This window comes from Hyphococcus aureus (genome assembly GCF_042643165.1).
GTDB lineage: Bacteria > Pseudomonadota > Alphaproteobacteria > Caulobacterales > Parvularculaceae > Hyphococcus > Hyphococcus aureus.
The window spans coordinates 653,259-670,548 of the sequence record NZ_JBHRSH010000001.1 but is presented as its reverse complement, the minus strand read 5'-3'; the positions used below and the strand labels follow the sequence as shown (position 1 = coordinate 670,548).

General features: G+C 58.4%; 15 protein-coding genes. 10 read left to right on the top strand and 5 right to left on the bottom strand.

Features of this window, described 5'->3' with window-relative positions; translation table 11 throughout:
* Positions 1-135: 135 nt before the first annotated feature.
* A complete protein-coding gene (locus ACFOOP_RS03070) occupies positions 136-951 on the bottom strand; it encodes a DUF1206 domain-containing protein (protein WP_379879394.1) in 816 nt (271 codons plus the stop codon).
* A 142-nt stretch (positions 952-1,093) separates the two neighbouring features.
* On the opposite strand from ACFOOP_RS03070, the gene sucD reads away from it, so the two are divergent.
* From sucD to ACFOOP_RS03020, 10 genes are all read left to right on the top strand, one after another.
* On the top strand, positions 1,094-1,993 hold the full coding sequence (gene sucD / locus ACFOOP_RS03065; protein ID WP_379879393.1) for a succinate--CoA ligase subunit alpha: 900 nt from the start codon (positions 1,094-1,096) through the stop codon (positions 1,991-1,993).
* A gap of 104 nt (positions 1,994-2,097) precedes the next feature.
* Positions 2,098-5,064, top strand: a complete 2,967-nt coding sequence (locus ACFOOP_RS03060; protein ID WP_379879392.1) for a 2-oxoglutarate dehydrogenase E1 component — start codon at positions 2,098-2,100, stop codon at positions 5,062-5,064.
* Between the two features lie 43 nt (positions 5,065-5,107).
* Entirely contained in the window at positions 5,108-6,634 is a 1,527-nt protein-coding gene (odhB, locus tag ACFOOP_RS03055) for a 2-oxoglutarate dehydrogenase complex dihydrolipoyllysine-residue succinyltransferase (RefSeq protein ID WP_379879391.1), read from the top strand.
* A gap of 2 nt (positions 6,635-6,636) precedes the next feature.
* On the top strand, positions 6,637-7,236 hold the full coding sequence (locus ACFOOP_RS03050) for a hypothetical protein (protein WP_379879390.1): 600 nt from the start codon (positions 6,637-6,639) through the stop codon (positions 7,234-7,236).
* 4 nt (positions 7,237-7,240) lie between these two features.
* The gene (lpdA, locus tag ACFOOP_RS03045) at positions 7,241-8,647 is read left to right on the top strand and encodes a dihydrolipoyl dehydrogenase (RefSeq protein ID WP_379879389.1); all 1,407 of its coding nucleotides are present in this window, start codon (positions 7,241-7,243) and stop codon (positions 8,645-8,647) included.
* A gap of 42 nt (positions 8,648-8,689) precedes the next feature.
* Entirely contained in the window at positions 8,690-9,295 is a 606-nt protein-coding gene (locus ACFOOP_RS03040) for an exopolysaccharide biosynthesis protein (RefSeq protein ID WP_379879388.1), read from the top strand.
* A 53-nt stretch (positions 9,296-9,348) separates the two neighbouring features.
* Positions 9,349-9,600 (top strand): CBU_0592 family membrane protein, encoded by a 252-nt coding sequence (locus ACFOOP_RS03035; protein WP_379879387.1) that lies wholly within the window; start codon positions 9,349-9,351, stop codon positions 9,598-9,600.
* A gap of 49 nt (positions 9,601-9,649) precedes the next feature.
* The gene (locus ACFOOP_RS03030) at positions 9,650-10,135 is read left to right on the top strand and encodes a GlcG/HbpS family heme-binding protein (RefSeq protein ID WP_379879386.1); all 486 of its coding nucleotides are present in this window, start codon (positions 9,650-9,652) and stop codon (positions 10,133-10,135) included.
* 235 nt (positions 10,136-10,370) lie between these two features.
* Positions 10,371-12,197, top strand: a complete 1,827-nt coding sequence (locus tag ACFOOP_RS03025; protein ID WP_379879385.1) for a peptide MFS transporter — start codon at positions 10,371-10,373, stop codon at positions 12,195-12,197.
* 78 nt (positions 12,198-12,275) lie between these two features.
* Entirely contained in the window at positions 12,276-12,821 is a 546-nt protein-coding gene (locus tag ACFOOP_RS03020) for a cob(I)yrinic acid a,c-diamide adenosyltransferase (protein WP_379879384.1), read from the top strand.
* On the opposite strand, the gene ACFOOP_RS03015 is transcribed toward ACFOOP_RS03020, so the two are convergent.
* Genes ACFOOP_RS03015 through ACFOOP_RS03000 form a run of 4 tightly spaced genes read right to left on the bottom strand, consistent with a single transcriptional unit; the run spans position 12,818 to position 17,260 of the window.
* Positions 12,818-13,594 carry an ABC transporter ATP-binding protein gene (locus tag ACFOOP_RS03015; protein WP_379879383.1) on the bottom strand — a complete coding sequence of 259 codons (777 nt, stop codon included), beginning with the start codon at positions 13,592-13,594 and terminating at the stop codon, positions 12,818-12,820. The genes ACFOOP_RS03020 and ACFOOP_RS03015 overlap by 4 nt on opposite strands.
* Entirely contained in the window at positions 13,591-14,592 is a 1,002-nt protein-coding gene (locus ACFOOP_RS03010; protein WP_379879382.1) for a FecCD family ABC transporter permease, read from the bottom strand. Before ACFOOP_RS03010 ends, ACFOOP_RS03015 begins: the two co-directional genes overlap by 4 nt.
* Positions 14,589-15,383: an ABC transporter substrate-binding protein gene (locus ACFOOP_RS03005; protein WP_379879381.1), complete on the bottom strand. Its 795-nt coding sequence runs from the start codon at positions 15,381-15,383 to the stop codon at positions 14,589-14,591. Before ACFOOP_RS03005 ends, ACFOOP_RS03010 begins: the two co-directional genes overlap by 4 nt.
* A 17-nt stretch (positions 15,384-15,400) precedes the next feature.
* Positions 15,401-17,260, bottom strand: coding sequence for a TonB-dependent receptor plug domain-containing protein (locus ACFOOP_RS03000; RefSeq protein WP_379879380.1), 1,860 nt, complete (start codon positions 17,258-17,260; stop codon positions 15,401-15,403).
* Between the last annotated feature and the right edge of the window lie 30 nt (positions 17,261-17,290).

Below are 17,290 nucleotides of genomic sequence, written 5' to 3'. Positions count from 1 at the left end.
GCGGGAAGGCCGCGCGGCTTAAGTCGGAGGGGCTTCAAAGCAAGTAAGCTTTCAGCGCGGCCTATCTGGCGACTAAATGTTGCGCGCGCGAGACTGTTCCATGACAATTTCGTGGCGATTGCTCCACACGCTTTTTTATGAGACCGGCTCGGGGAGGTCGGACCGGGTAATGGTGAGGGGTACGCGATAGACGGCGAGGACAAAGCAATAGAGGGCGAAGGCGACCATGCCGGCCCCGGCGAGCCCCAAGAGAGTGCGTCCGAAAGGCTGTGTTTCCAAAAGCGCCAGGGCTTCGCCCAGCCCGACGGCGCGGTCAGGATTGGTGGTCCAGCCCGCATAGGTCACCATCCCGCCAATGATCAAAAGCACCATCCCGTGGGCCGCGAGGCCGAACCTGACCAAAGGCGCAAGCCACCTGGTGACATCCGTCTCGCGCAAATCGTCGCGATATGTCCGCGCGCCGGATTTGAAGAAAAAATAGAGGCCGACGCCGATAGCGATCAGGCCCGCCAGCGCCACCGCCCATCGCCCGAACGGGGCGCCCATGACCGCCGCGCTCCAGTTGGCGGCTGAATTCTCTTCGGCCTTGAAGCCGCGGATCATGATGGTGACGGCTGTGGCGCCCAAAAAGAGATGCGCCGCGCCGGAGAAAACTTTTGTCATCCGCGAGCCGGCCCCGCGGGCGTGGTCGCCTTCATTTTCCAGATCAAGCGCTGCATCGGTGAAACGCCACAGGGCGAAAGCGAAAAACCCGAGCGCCACCCCGCCGACCAGGACGACGCCAAAGGGCTGTCTTGAGAGATAATTGAGCGCCCCGGTGGAGCCTTCCGCCTCACCGCCATTCACGGCGGCGAACACCGCCAGCATGCCGATTGTCAGATAAACGAAGCCACGGGCGCCATATCCCGCCCTCATGGCGCCTTCGAGCATCGCGTTCTTGTTTTCATGCATTGGGTTGTGCCTGCCCGGAATGTGCGGAAACGGGCTATCGAGCGCTAAAGTTCCGTAGAAAAGGCGGCGGCGGCCATTGCGGCGCAGCGGGGCCTTGGTTAGTAGAGGCTCACTTCCTTCCGCCTCAAGAGAATCTTCTCAAATGTCCATTTTAATCGACAAGAACACCAAGGTCATCTGTCAGGGCCTGACCGGAAAGACCGGCACGTTCCATACTGAACAGGCGATCGCCTACGGCACCAAGATGGTCGGCGGCGTCACGCCCGGCAAAGGCGGTTCGGTCTGGGAGGCGGGCGAGCCTGCGAAAGGCAAGACCCTGCCGGTGTTCGACACCGTCGCCGAGGCGCGTGAGAAAACCGGGGCGGACGCCACCGTGATCTATGTCCCGCCCCCCTTCGCAGCGGATTCGATCCTCGAGGCGATCGACGCCGAGATCCCGCTCGCCATTTGTATCACCGAGGGCATTCCGGTTCTCGATATGGTCAAGGTCAAGCGGGCGCTTGATGGTTCAAAGACCCGGCTCGTGGGACCGAATTGCCCCGGCGTCATTACGCCAGATGAATGCAAGATCGGGATCATGCCCGGCCATATTCACCGTAAGGGCCATGTTGGCGTCATTTCCCGCTCCGGCACACTCACCTATGAGGCGGTTCATCAGACCACCATGGCCGGCCTGGGGCAGTCGACCTGCGTCGGGATCGGCGGCGATCCGGTCAAAGGCACCGATTTCATCGAAATACTCGACATGTTCCTTCACGATGACGAGACCCATTCCATAATCATGATCGGCGAAATCGGCGGGTCGGCGGAAGCTGATGCGGCCAAGTTTCTGGCGTCCCACAAGACCAAAAAGCCCACGGTCGGCTTTATCGCCGGCGTCACGGCGCCGCCGGGACGGCGCATGGGACATGCCGGGGCGCTGGTTTCCGGCGCAGACGACACAGCGGCGGCCAAGATCGAGGCCATGAAATCGGCCGGCATCGCGGTTTCTCCGACCCCGGCGGCCATGGGGCGCACCCTTCTTGAAATTCTCAAAAAATAAAGAGTTTTATCGTTAAGAGATCGCTCCAATGGTGATTGAATCGCTCGAAAGTTGGCGTATCTAGGGGAGCTATCGTCAAGACGGCGTAATGACGGACTGAAGTAATGGCCAAAGACGGGGAAGCTCCCGCACGATCAGCTGAAAGCAAGCTGGACATCGAAACGGTTCTCTCGGGATCGAATGCGCAATATCTTGAAGCGCAATATGCCCGCTATGCGGCTGATCCGTCCTCTGTCAGTGAAGACTGGCGGGCGTTTTTCGAAAGAGAAACAGACGCTTCGCCGGCTTTTGAGGGCCCGAGCTGGTCGCGCAAGGACTGGCCGCCCAAGGTCAATGGCGAGCTGACGGCCGCACTCGACGGCGACTGGTCGGCGCTGGAGCCGAAGCTCAAAGCCAAAATCGAAAAAAGCGCGGGCGCCACGCCGGTCATCGAACAGGCTGGCGGCGTTCTGCAGGCGACCAAGGATTCCTTAAGGGCGCTGATGCTGATCCGCGCCTATCGCATTCGCGGACATCTGATTGCCGATCTTGATCCTCTCGGGCTGTCGACGCCGACCGTTCATCCCGAACTCGATCCCAAAAGCCTCGGATTCACCGAAGAGGACATGGACCGCCCGATCTTCATTGATCATGTGCTGGGCCTTGAAACGGCGAGCCTGCGGCAGATCCTCGACATTCTGCAGCGGACCTATTGCGGCACATTCGCTGTCGAGTTCATGCACATTACCGATCCGGATCAGAAAGCCTGGCTGCAACAGCGCATTGAAGGGCCGGACAAGGACATCAACTTCACCAAAGAAGGCAAGCGCGCCATCTATAACAAGCTGGTGGAGGCGGAAGGCTTCGAGAACTTCCTGAACACCAAATACACAGGGACTAAGCGTTTTGGTCTCGATGGCGGCGAGTCGATGGTTCCAGCGCTGGAGCAGATCATCAAGCGCGGCGGCGCCTTGGGCGTTCAGGAAATCGTCATCGGCATGCCCCATCGCGGGCGGTTGAATGTGCTCGCGGCGGTGATGGGCAAACCCTACCATCACATCTTCCACGAATTTCAGGGCGGCTCGGTGACGCCGGACGATGTCGGCGGGTCAGGGGACGTAAAATACCACCTCGGCGCCTCTTCGGATCGCGCCTTTGACGGCAACAAGGTGCACCTGTCACTCACGGCGAACCCGTCCCATCTTGAGGCGGTGAACCCGGTCGTTCTCGGCAAGGCGCGCTCGAAACAGGACCGTATCGAAGCGCCCGATCTCGACCAGCCCCGCACCCATGTTTTGCCGCTGCTTCTCCATGGCGATGCGGCCTTCGCCGGTCAGGGCATTATCGCGGAATGTTTCGGTTTTTCCGGTCTTCGCGGCTATCGCGCCGGCGGCACGATCCATTTCATTGTCAACAATCAGATCGGTTTTACGACCAGCCCTAAATTCTCGCGTTCTTCGCCATATCCGTCCGACGTGGCGAAGATGGTTGAGGCGCCGATTTTCCATGTCAACGGCGACGATCCGGAAGCCGTGACCTATGCGGCGAAAGTCGCGACGGAATTCCGCCAGAAATTCGGCTCTGACGTTGTCATCGACATGTTCTGTTATCGCCGCTTTGGTCACAATGAAGGCGACGAGCCGAGCTTCACCCAGCCGAAAATGTACAAAAAGATCCGTACACAAAAGACGACACAGGCAATCTATGCCGACCGTCTGGTCGCAGAGGGCGTGCTCAGCGCTGAGCAGACCGAGGCGGAGCAGGCGAAATTCCGCGAGTTCCTTGACGCAGAATTCGCGGCCGCTGAAGCGTTCAAGCCCAACAAGGCTGATTGGCTCGACGGACAGTGGTCGGGCTTTGTGCCGCCGGTCGATGACGATCGTCGCGGCGACACGGCGATTGGCGTTGATGAGCTGAAGCAGATCGGCGCCGCGCTGACGCATTATCCGAAAACCTTCAACATCCACAAAACCCTGGCGCGCATTCTCGATCAGAAAAAGAAAATGTTCGATACGGGTGAAGGGATCGACTGGGCGACGGCGGAAGCGCTCGCTTTCGGGTCGCTCCTGCGCGAAGGATTCGGCGTTCGGTTGTCGGGACAGGATTCCCGACGCGGCACGTTCTCCCAGCGCCACGCCGTCTTCATCGATCAGGAAACCGAAAAAACCTATACGCCGTTGCGTCATCTTAATGGCGGTGAGGCGACATTCGAGGTTCATGACTCAAACCTCTCCGAATTTGCGGTGATGGGTTTTGAATATGGCTACTCGCTCGCTAACCCGAAATTCCTTGTTCTGTGGGAAGGTCAATTCGGCGACTTCGCCAATGGCGCGCAGACAATTATCGACCAGTTCATTTCATCGGGTGAGCGCAAATGGCTGCGTATGTGCGGCCTCGTTCTGTTGTTGCCGCATGGCTATGAAGGCCAGGGCCCGGAACATTCTTCCGCGCGCCTCGAACGCTTCCTTCAGCTTTGCGCCCAGGATAATATGCAGGTCGCCAACTGCACGACGCCGGCGAACTATTTCCATATCCTGCGCCGCCAGATGCGCCGCAATTTCCGCAAGCCGCTCGTTCTGATGACGCCGAAGTCGCTGCTGCGTCACAAGAAATGCGTGTCCACGCTGGAAGAGATGGGCCCCGGCTCTTCTTTCCACCGGGTGCTGTGGGATGACGCTGAGTATCGTCCCGGCTCGACTGTGAAGCTTGTTTCCGACAGCAAAATCAAACGCGTCGTCATGTGTGCCGGCAAGGTCTATTATGATCTTCTCGAAGAGCGCGAAAAGCGCGGCGTCGACAATGTCTATCTGCTGCGTGTTGAGCAGTTCTATCCATTCCCGGCCATGTCGATCATCAATGAGTTGCAGCGTTTCCGGAACGCCGAGATGGTCTGGTGCCAGGAAGAGCCGAAAAATATGGGCTCCTGGTTCTTTATGGACCCCAATCTCGAATGGGCGCTGGGCCAGATTGACGCCAAGCACAAGCGCCCGCGTTATGTGGGCCGGGCCGCGGCGGCGTCGCCCGCGACCGGTCTGATGAGCCGGCACAAGCAGGAACTTGCAGAATTTCTGGACGAGGCCCTGACCGTTTAAGGCGCTGACCGTCTAAGCGGCCATCGTCATTGGAGAAAAATAAATGACTACCGAAATCCGCGTGCCCACCCTCGGCGAAAGCGTCACAGAGGCGACGATTGCAAGGTGGATGAAGAAAGAAGGCGAGGCGGTTGCTGTCGATGAGCCGCTTGTAGAGCTTGAGACCGATAAAGTGTCGGTAGAGGTTCCCGCGCCTGCTGCTGGCGTGTTGTCTTCGATCGCTGCGCAGGAAGGCGACACGGTGGAAGTTGATGCGCTTCTTGGCTCCATTGAAGCCGAGGGGAAGGCTTCAGCTCCGGCCAAGAAAGCGGAAACGAAAGCGCCTGCGCCGAAAAAGGCAGCAGCGGCTTCGGGCAAAGAGATTGAAGTCACTGTGCCGGCGTCGGGTGAGTCCGTCACCGAAGCCGATATTGGCGAATGGTTCAAAAAGGTCGGCGACACCGTTGAACTCGACGAGCCGCTGGTCAGTCTGGAGACGGACAAGGCGGCGATGGACGTGCCGTCGCCTGCTTCCGGTGTTCTGAAAGACATCCGCGCGCAGGAAGGCGATACGGTGGAAGTCGGCGCTGTGATCGCCGTCATCGCTGAAGGCGCGAGCGCAGGCAAATCCAATGGCGCCGCGACGAACGGCGTCAATGATCCCTCGCCGCGCGAAGTCGCTGCGTCCGGCGAAAGCGTTATGGAGGGCGCCCGCCCGCGTCCGTCGGCTGAATTGTCGCCAGCGCCGCGCCGCGTCGTAGCGGAACGCGGACTTGATCCGTCATCTATCGAGGGCACCGGCAAGGGCGGACGCATCACCAAGGGCGATGCGTTGAAAGCCGACGTAAAACCCGCGCAGGCAAAAGCGCCCAGCGCACCGAAAGATTTGGGCCCGCGCGAAGAGCGGGTGAAAATGTCCCGCCTGCGCCAGACCATCGCGCGGCGTCTGAAAGAGGCGCAGGACACAGCGGCGATGCTGACCACTTTCAACGACGTCGACATGACGGCGGTGATGGAGCTCAGAGGTCAGTACAAAGAGCTGTTCGAAAAGAAACATGGCATCAAGCTCGGTTTCATGTCGTTTTTCGCGAAAGCCTGCGTCCATGCGCTGAAGGAAGTGCCGGACGTCAACGCCGAGATCGACGGAACCGACATCATCTACAAAAACCATTACGATATTGGCATTGCGGTGGGCACGGATAAAGGTCTTGTCGTGCCCGTCATTCGCGATGCGGACATGAAGAGCATGGCGGAGATCGAGCTCGAAATCGCTGATTTCGGCCGTCGCGCCCGTTCCGGCGATCTGAAGATCGAAGAGATGCAGGGCGGCACTTTCACCATCACCAATGGCGGCATTTACGGCTCGCTTCTCTCGACGCCGATCCTGAACCAGCCGCAATCGGGTATCCTCGGGATGCACAGGATTGAGCAGCGTCCCATCGCGCGCAATGGCGAAGTCGTTATCCGCCCGATGATGTATCTAGCCATGTCCTATGATCACCGCATCGTCGACGGCAAAGGCGCCGTCACTTTCCTTGTGCGCGTGAAGGAAAATCTAGAAGACCCGCAGCGCCTGCTGCTTGATCTTTAGTCGTGGCTTTCAGGATTGAATCGGTTGTCAGCGGCTTGGCGCTGTTCTCTTGTTTCGGATGCGCCGAGCAGAGTGACGCTGGCTATCCCTTGCTGGACGGCGCCTGCGATGAATATGCCGACCTAGGCGTCCAAACCGTTTCGTTTTCTCAAGATATGACGCTTTTTGTTTTCCAGGATCAGCGTTATGTCTGGCTGTGCGCGTCGCTGCCGCCGGAAAGCTTTGGTGCTGTTGATCTTGTGGTCGACTCTCCCGGTCTTGAAGCACCCCGCAATCTCCATGTCTCGGCCCAACTGGGAGAATGGGCGGCGGAGGATGAAGATGGCGCGCCCGAGACCGCTGAAAGTGATCGTTGGTGGCAGATTACGGGCTGGTCCGCGAACGCCGTTCGCTTCAACGGTTATCAGGGCGAAGGCGATACGCACCGCGCCAAGTTTATCCCTTCCGAGGCGCGTGAGTTTCAACTGAGCAAGGCGCATTTCGGCCGCGGCCCCTGGGGTTTGAGATTCGAGTTCGGCCTGATCAAATCGCCGAATGGTGATTTTGAATCCGTGATTTTTCCGGAAGACGCAGCCTCCCCATTTATCATTGAAGCGGAATGAACTTATGACCGATCAATATGACGTCGTGATCATCGGCGCCGGCCCCGGCGGCTATAATGCGGCGATCCGCGCCGGACAGCTGGGCCTCAAGACCGCGATCATCGAAAAGCGCGACAATAAAAAGCTCGGCGGCACCTGCCTCAATGTCGGCTGTATCCCGTCAAAGGCGCTGCTTCACGCTTCGCAGCTTTACGAAATTGCCGAAAAGGATTTCGCGAGCCTCGGCATCGAAACCGGCGGGCTGAAGCTCGATCTGAAACAGATGCTGAAACAGAAAGACGATGCGGTCGAGGGGCTGACCAAAGGCGTCGAATTTCTGATGAAGAAAAACAAGGCCGACGTTTATTTTGGATCGGGTGAAATCCTGTCCGCGACCCGCGTTCTCGTCTCTGGCGCTGACGGCGACAAAAAGCTCGAAACCAAAAATATCATCATCGCAACGGGCTCGGAGGTGACCCCGCTGCCGGGTGTCGAAATTGACGAAAAACAGATTGTCTCGTCCACGGGCGCGCTTGATCTCGCCAAAGTGCCCGATCACCTCGTGGTAATTGGCGGCGGCGTTATCGGGCTGGAGCTCGGTTCGGTCTGGCGGCGTCTCGGCTCTAAGGTGACGGTTGTCGAGTTCCTCGACAAAATTCTGCCGCCGATGGACGATGAAGTCTCGAAACAGTTTCAGCGCATCCTTAAAAAACAAGGCATGGAGTTCAAGCTCGGCGCCAAAGTCACGGGCGCGAAGACGACGAAGTCCGGCGTTCAACTCACCGTCGAACCCGCTAAAGGCGGCGAAGCGGAAACCGTGGACTGCGATGCAGTGCTGGTCGCCATCGGCCGCCGCCCCTATACGCAAGGGCTTGGCCTTGAAACCGTTGGCGTCAAAACCGACAAGCGCGGTTTTATCGAAACCGATCATTTTAAAACCAATGTTCCCGGCATCTGGGCGCTTGGCGATGCGATCCATGGACCGATGCTCGCTCACAAGGCGGAAGAAGACGGAACCGCCTGCATCGAACTGATCGCCGGCAAGGCGGGGCATGTGAATTATGATCTCGTGCCGAATGTCGTTTACACCTATCCCGAGGTCGCCTCGGTCGGCAAAACCGAAGAGCAGCTGAAAGACGCGGGCGTCAACTACAAAACCGGCAAGTTCCCCTTCGCCGCCAATTCGCGCGCGAAAACCAATCACGAGACGGATGGTTTTGTGAAAGTGCTGGCGGATGCGCAAACCGATAAGGTGCTCGGCGTGCATATTGTCGGCGTCGAAGCGGGCGAGCTCATCGCTGAAGCTGTCGCCGTCATGGAGTTTGGCGGCGCGTCGGAAGACATCGCCCGCACCTGTCACGCTCACCCCACCCGGTCCGAGGCTGTTCGTCAGGCCGCCATGGGTGTCGAAGGCTGGACGATGCAAGCCTAGGCGCTTGCCGGAACGGCTCGGTTCCGCCAGTGTTGGCCTGTCATGTCTGTATCCCGGCAATCCAATTCTGTGGCGGATGGCGACGCACCGCTTGAATCAATCGTAGACGACGCCATCGCGCAGTCGGAAAATGGGCGCGTCAGTTTGCGCGCTCTTCTCAGGGCCTGGGACGACCGCAGCTATGGCCCGTTATTTATTGTGCTCGGTTTTGTCGGCGGTACGCCGTTGGCGGTGATTCCGGGCGCCGCGGCGGTGGTCGGCGTCGTCATCGCCATCCTCGCGCTGCAAATGGCGCTTGGGCTTAATCATCCATGGTTGCCTGACATCGCGTTGAAGCAATCCATCTCCGAGGAAAAGCTCCGTGAGGTGCGCCGTAAAATGGATAAGCCGCTGCGTTTTATCGATCATCTGATTACGGAGCGCTGGACCTGGGCCGCCGGTGAGGCGATGCGGCGCGCTGCAGCGATTTTCGTGACGGCGCTTGGGATATTGATGATCCCTTTCGATGCGGTTCCCTTTGCTGTGGCGGCGCCAGCCTGGACAATTGTCCTCTTTGGCGTTGCAATCACCGCCCGTGACGGCCTTGTGATGAGCCTCGCGCTTGCTGGTTGTCTCGCCGTCGGATTCATCGCTGTGCGCGCTTTTTGATGCGGCTCATAAACAACCTCGACATCCGGGCGGAATAATCTAAACAGTGCGGGATGCAATTGGCGCTTCCTGATTTTGTCGGCTTTGCCGGCGTCAGCCTTGTGGTGGGCACCTATTTCCTTTCGCAAGTGGGCCGTATGGATGTGCGCCAGCCTCTATATCCCGCGCTGAACGGCATTGGCGCTTTGCTTATTCTCTTTTCGCTCTCGCACACCTTCAACGCCGCATCTTTTGTAATTGAGATGTTTTGGCTCTTGATTTCCGGAGTCGGCCTTGCGCGCGCGTTGTTTTTCAAATCAAAATGAAGGCGGGAATTGTGCGCTCTGTTTGTTGCGTCAATGAGAGGGGACATTCATGAAAAGATTATTTCTGTCCGCAATGGCGGCGGCTGCGACGCTTACGGGAATTTCGGCGGCGCAGGAAACGCGCCCGGCGCTTACCTCCGCTTCCGCCAAGGCGATTGTCGCCGGCTGTGAAGCCTACGCCCTTGAAAAGGGATGGAAGCTGAACATCACCGTGCTCGATCAGGGCCGCAATCTCATGGCCTTTCTACGCATGGATGACGCTCTTCTGGGCACAATCGAGATTTCCCAGTGGAAAGCGAACGCCAGCGCCTCCTTTGCTGGGCCGACCAAAGGGTCCGCAGAGCGCGCCAAGGAATTTCCGGCTCTCGCGGCGGCGCCCAACATCGCTATCTTTGAGGGCGGCGAGGCGATCTTCAGCAAGGACGGCGTTCCTCTTGGCGGTGTCGGCGTCTCGGGCGCTGCGGGATCGGAAGATGCGGAATGCGCCCGCGCCGGAATCGCCAAAGCGGGTCTTCGCCACGACCGGCCGGAGTAAATCCGGCTCTCCCGCTAAGAACCTGTACGAAACGCGAACTCGGGACACAATCTTGTGACAGATTGCGCCAGCAACGCCCCTTGGGCTTCGCCATTCATGGCAAAATCTGTCTAAGCTCTGGATTTGACGGCGCTTTCCAGCCTACAGTGCGCGCCAATTGCGCGCCCGGAAGGCGCGTCCAAGGGGCGAATATCCAGCGGGCGGTTTAAAATGGCGGCCGCAAGAGGGAGCTAATATGAGCGAAGCGATAACGATTCCAGCGGGTGAAAAGACGATCTTTGGTCACCCCCGTGGTCTTTATATTTTGTTTTTCACGGAGATGTGGGAGCGCTTTTCCTATTACGGGATGCGTGGTCTTCTCATTCTTTATCTCACCCAGCATTTCCTGTTTTCAGATGAACGATCTGCGGTCATGTACGGCGCCTATACGGCGCTGGTTTATGTCATGACGATCATCGGCGGCTCGCTCGCCGACCGTTATTTGGGGCAGCGCAAGGCAGTGACCTATGGCGCTATCTTGCTAGTTATGGGGCACGGCCTCATGGCGTTTGAAGGGAGTGGCTCGAAAGAGATACTTACCTATCAAGGGCAAGACTACCAAATCACGCTTGAGGGGCGTGGCGGAGACGCCGATCAGATCATCATTGCGGAAACGGGTACATCAAAGATTTCCTTCAATGACGGCGCCACGGAGATGATTATTGACAATCCGGCGGCGGTTGGCCTTCCGGTAACGATTGCAAGGGCGGAGTACACGACGAGAGTTGAGCAGGAAGAGCTGTTCGTCAACATTCTCTATCTCGCGTTGGCTCTTATCATCGCCGGTGTTGGTTTTTTGAAAGCAAATATCTCTACCATCGTTGGCGCCCTTTATGGGTTAGGCGACACAAGACGAGATTCAGGCTTCACGATATTTTATATGGGCATCAATCTTGGCTCGTTGTTATCGTCACTCACTGTTGGCATTATTGGCATTCGTTACGGTTGGAACTGGGGTTTTGGCCTTGCAGGTGTCGGCATGCTTGCTGGTCTGCTCACCTTTCTCGTGTTCCAGCCTTGGCTTGAGGGTCGTGCGGATCCGCCAAGCGCTGAGAAATTAAAAGAGAAATTTATCGGTCCGATTAATGTCGAGTGGGCGTGTTACCTCGCTGGTGTTGGCATCATCGTTTTTGCGATGGGTACCGTTATGAATGCCCATTTGGTGCCGGAATGGTTTGTCGGCATTCTGGGGGTCTTGGTTTTTCTATTTCTTGTTGGTTACGCCATTACCAAATTGGCGGGCGAAGAACGCGATCGGATGCTGGCGGCGATTTACTTTATCCTTGCGCAAATTCCATTTTGGGCGTTGTTTGAGCAAGCTGGTTCGTCTCTGACTCTGTTTACCGCAAGATTTGTTGACCGGAACATATTTGGTTGGAATGTTGAAACGCCAGTTTTTCAGGCGCTAAATGCAGGTTTCATAGTGCTCTTCGCGCCGCTCTTTGCGTGGATGTGGGTCGCGCTATCCAAACGAAAATTGGAACCGTCTGCTCCGGTGAAATTCGCGTTTGGTGTTTTCTTGGCGGGGCTTGGTTTCTTGTCGCTAGTCGGCGGCATCTCAGCTTCAGGCGCTGGGGCAGGTTTAACCGCCGTGTATTTTATCTTCCTCATCTATTGGATACACACCATGGGTGAGTTGATGCTGTCGCCGGTTGGCTTGTCACAGGTAACTAAACTTGCCCCTGCACGCGCCGTGGGTATGAGCATGGGGGCCTGGTTTTTGTATTCGGGTCTATCGAATTATCTTGCCGGCGTGATCGCACGAACGACAGGAGCAGAAACCATTGGCGGTCAGCTGACAGATGTAGCTGCGGCGAAGGCGGGCTATGCTGAGGTTTACACAAATGTGGCTTATGTCGCGATGGGCGTTGGAGTTGTCATGTTGCTGATTTCTCCGATTATCAAGAAACTCATGCATCTCGATACCATGAAAGGCGACCCTGCCCATGCGCTTGCTGGCGAGTCGCAGCTTGGTCAGCCAGGAGCTGGCGGCACGCATCCACCTGAAAAAGTCGGGGCTTAGTGGCTCCAGAAAGCACATACTAAGTTGAAGCGCCCGGCGGTTTTCCCGCCGGGCGTTTTTTGTAGTAGGATTATTTTTATGTCTGATCGCCTAACGAAAATCGTCACACGCGGCGGCGACAAGGGGGAAACCTCTCTCGCCGACGGAACGCGGCTCGCCAAGGACGACGCGCGCATTGCGCTGATTGGCGATGTGGACGAACTCAATTCCTGGCTCGGCGTTGTCATCGCCCATGGCGCTGAGGGTGTGCTGAGCGAAACGCTCTCTCATGCGCAGCACGATTTATTCGATCTCGGCGGCGCGCTGTCGTTTCCGGGCGCGCCCATGCTTTCCGATGCGCATGTAGCGCGGCTCGATGCGGCGGCGACGCTGTTGAATGAAAACCTGCCGCCTTTGAAAGAGTTCATCCTGCCCGGCGGCGCCAAGGAGATCGCTTTTTGTCATGTGGCGCGCACAGTATGCCGCCGCGCAGAACGGGCGATGGCCGCCTTTCACCGATCAGCGCCGGAGGCGGCGCATGCGCTGCAATATCTTAACCGGCTTTCGGACATTCTTTTCATCGCGGCCCGCGTCGAGGCGCGCAGGCTCGGGGTTGATGAAGTCTATTGGCGCAAGGAGCGCTAACCGGACAGCGGATCGAGATGGATCCTTAAAGTCCCGTTCACGCTTCCGATTTTGGCGGTCACGGCGAACACATCACGCAGCGCCGCAGGGGTGATCACGTCCGCAGGCGCCCCGTCAGCGACAATGCGGCCTTTGTTCAGGATAACTATTCGGGTGCAGTACCGCGCCGCAAGCGGCACTTCATGTAACGCGGCGATGACGGCGCGGCCTTCATCGGCTTTGGCGCGCAGGAGCTTCATGACACTGAGCTGGTGTGCAGGATCAAGCGCGGCGACGGGTTCATCGGCGAGGATGACTGGCGTTTGCCCGGCCAGAAGGCGCGCCAGATGCACACGGGCAAGCTCTCCGCCGGATAATGTATGGGCCAGCCTGTCTGCAAAATCTGCGGCCACGGCTTCCTCCAGCGCTTGCGTCACTGCGGCGATATCCCCTGCATTGTCGCGTTGCGCGGCGCCCCAGGCGAAACGTCCAAGCGTCACAATCTCCCGCGCGGTCATCGCCCAGGCGATCTCGCGCGCTTGCGGCAGCCAGGCCAGGCGGCGCGCGCGTTCCGACTGAGAAAGCGTATTTGTAAGAACGCCATTGATGAAGTTGCTTCCGGCGGATGGTCTTTGAAGCCCGGCGGCGATGCGCAGCAGAGTCGACTTTCCGGCGCCATTGGGGCCGATGAGGCCGATGAATTCTCCGGCGCTGATGCGCAGCGATGTGTTCTCGAGAATGACGCGTTCGCCAACCCGGTAAGTGATGTTTTCAAGGGAGAGAAGCGCTGTCATGACGTCATTCTCCGGCTTGAGGCGGCGACCCAGATGAACGCAGGCGCGCCGACAAGCGCTGCGGCGACGCCAAGTTTTAACTCCTGATCGAAGGGCAAGACGCGAATGAAAATATCAGCGCTCGCCAGCATGATCCCGCCAAGCAAGGCGCTCGGGATCAGTATCCGCGCAGGGTTCTGTCCGGCGATGGCGCGGGCGAGATGCGGCGCGACAATTCCAACAAAGCCGATCGCGCCGGCGACGGACACGCTTGCGCCAACAAGCAGCGCCGCGCCAGTAATCACGAGTGCGCGGGCGCGGATGAGGTTCGCGCCGAGGCTGGCCGCGGTTTCCTCCCCCAATGTCAGCACCGCCAGTCCGGGCGCCGAGAAAAGAACAAGCGCAAAACCCAGACCGGCGAAAGGCGCCGCCAGCGCGAGGTCGTCAAAACTTCGATTGGCGACTGTGCCGAACAGCCAGTTGACGAGATCGGAGAGGGCGAAGGGGTTCGGCGCGAGATTCATCGCAAGAGATATAAGCGCGCCGCAAAAGGATGACAGGCCGACACCGATCAGAATGAGCCGCGCCGTGGAAACGCGTCCCGCGCCAAGCGCATAAAGAATCACTGTGGCGGCGAGGGCAAATAAAATGGCTGCGATCGGCGTCGCCCAGAAAGCAATCGCTGCGAGGTTGAAATAGATCGCCATAATGGCGCCAAGCGCCGCGGCGGCGGAAACGCCAAGAACGCCGGGGTCGGCGAGGGGATTTCTCAACAGACCCTGCAATCCCGCGCCGGCCGCACCCAGACAGGCGCCGGCGAGCCATGCGGCGAACGCTCGGGGCAATCGAATGTCGCGGATGATGACGGAGACCGCATCATCGCCGTCAAACAGGCCGCTGAAAATTTTCGCTGGGGGAATTGAGACGGGGCCAATGAATAGCGACAAAAGAATAATCATCGCGCTTAAAGCGACGAGACCGGCGATGATGCGCGAGATATGTTGCGGATGGCCAGTCATGGATGCGCCGCCCCTTCCGCAATGGCTTCGGCCGCGTCAACGGAGAACCATGCGGCGCAGCTGATGATGTCCGAGCCGAGGCTGACTGTCGGTGTTTTCTGAAAAAGCTTTCTAAGCGCGGGGTGGCGCGCCGCGGACCAGTGATTGATGCGTTCGTCGGCCGCGTTAAAAAATCCTGTAATCATCAGCTCGGGCGGGTCCAACAGCACCGCTTCAGCGGGGAGGGCCGGCCAGTAGGACTGACCGGCTTGCGCCGCGATATTGATGACGCCGGCGGCGTTCATCATGGCGTTGATCATGGTGTGGGCGCCAGCGGTGACGCCGCCCGGCGTAACATAAAGCGCCTTTGTCTTTGCGTGCGTCTCAGGCGGCTTTAGCGCATCGAGCCTGCGTTCCATTTCCGCAATCAGCGCCGCGCCTTTTTCGGGTTGGTCCAACGCCCCAGCGGCTATGCGAATGTTTTCCTTCACGCCGTCAAAATCTTCCGGATAGCTAAGACTCACAACGATGGCGCCGAAGCGGGAAAAGTTGCGCTCGGCCTCAACGCCGCCGCCCCATTGACGCAGAATAATGTCCGGTTCAAGCGGCGCTGCTTCTTCGAGAGAGGGCCGGATTTTTTTATAGGGCGCTGCCTCCTCCCGCATATAGGAATAATCCTTGTCGGCGCCGCGGGAGACGGCCGTGATTTGCGACGGATCGGCGAGTTTCAGGAGATATTGATCTGAGCAATAGTCCAGCGAAACGGCGCGTGGCTTTGCTATCGCTGCAAGGGGCGAAAGAAACAGTAACACTGCGAATACAAAAACCCTCACAGGTGGGCTCGCAATCCGGCGAAGGCCGAAAGGCCAGGCTCGCCATAACCGGAAACATCCTGATAGTCCGCATCCGACGCGTTCTCAATCCGGCCGTAAATTTCAAACTGGTCGTTGATGTCATAGGCGGCGCGCAGATCAACCCGCACAAAGCTGTCATTGGCCGACGGCGTATCGTTCTCGCGTCCGTTGACGTGAAGACTTGCCGAGAATTTCAATCGCTCAACGGGTGTTATATTCAGGGTCGCCGTTCCCTTATGCTTCGGTACGCGTAAAAGTTGCGCGCTTGTGTTTTTGTTGATGGCGTCGGTAAAGCTGTAGGTCAGATCAACCGTCAGAGTTGGCGTCAATGCATAGCCGCCTTCAAGCTCTGCGCCGCGGGCGCGGGTTGAGGCTATGTTGAAATAGCCATTGCCGGCAAAGTCGAAGTCGATCTGGTCTTTAACCTGCGTATGAAAGAGCGTGAGGCTGAAGCGTCCTTTTCCATCTCCGCCGAATTTAGAGTCAAACCCAGCGTCAAAACCGTTTGCGCGTTCTGGTCGCAGATCCGGATTGGGAAGAATGCCGAACTGGTCATAGGTGAGCTCAAAAAGGCTTGGCGCACGAAAGCCCTGACCCCAACTGGCGCGCAGGCGCATGTCATTGTCGAGACGCCAGACGGCGGAGAGCCGCGCGGTTGTCGCGCCGTCGAAATTGGAAAATTCATCGCGCCTGAGGCCGGCGGAAAAAGTAACGCTTTCCGTGGGTTTTATTTCGCTCACCAGAAATGCGGCGCCTGCGGTTGCGGTTTCGTCAACGCCATCTGTCCGCGCGGTTGTCTCCTCCCACTTTCCGCCGCCGATCAGGCGAAGACGATCGCTGAGTTTAACAACGCCGACATAGTCTGCGGTCAGGCGTTCTCCACTGGCGGAAAATGTTTCGACGTCCTGATCCTTATTCGTCCTGTCCGTGCGGGCGTAGGAAAGGCTGAACACGCCATCAAAACCCTGAAAGTCCTGTATGAGCTTTCCGGCAACAAGATGTGACTTTGTTGTTTCCGTATCGTTTGTGTCGGCAAAGGAAAACAGCGGCGGCGGGAAGCCGTCGATCTCGGTTTTGGCGCGCCCCACGCGAATGACGGCTTCGGTTCGCCAGTAATCTGACAAAACGGCGCCGCCGGAAAACGCTGCTTCGCCATTTTTGTAGCCATCGGTCTCAGCGCCGCCCGCGGCGCGCGATATCCCATCTGTGGTGACGCCGTCTACGGTCAGGCGGCCATAGGCCTTGTCAGTCGCGCCGCCCACGGCAACGCCTCCGCGTACGCTGCCGCGCGAGCCGCCCTCAATAAAAGCATCGACGCCATTCTCTTTTTTAGTTTCGATTGCGATAACGCCGCCAATAGCGTCCGCCCCATAGAGTAAGCTTTGGGGCCCGCGCAGAATTTCGATCCGGTCAATGCTGTCGGCGCCGAGATTGGCGAAGTTGAATCCGCCCTGGGGCGCGGCCGGATCATTTGCGATAACGCCGTCAATGATGACGAGGGTTTGGCCGCTGGCGGCGCCGCGCAGCCGTATTGTCGATGCGGCCCCCGCGCCGCCATTGCGCGCCAGGGAAACGCCCGCGGCGTCCTTCAACGCGTCTGCGACGAAGGCATATTGCTGTGTACGGATCATATCCGCCGTGATGACGGAAACGGCGGAGCCAGTGTCGGCGAGGGATGTGGGCGTGCGCAAGGCGGAGACAATGATTTCGTCATCACGTTCAGTCTGCGCCAGTGCGGCGCCCGGCGCGCTGGCGGCGATCACAGCTATTAGTGTGAGGCGAGGCAGTGAGATTTTGAATAAGGGCGGCTTGGCCGCCCATGGGCCTGTCGTCATGACGTTTCCTTTCGTTTCAAAAGGTCGTCA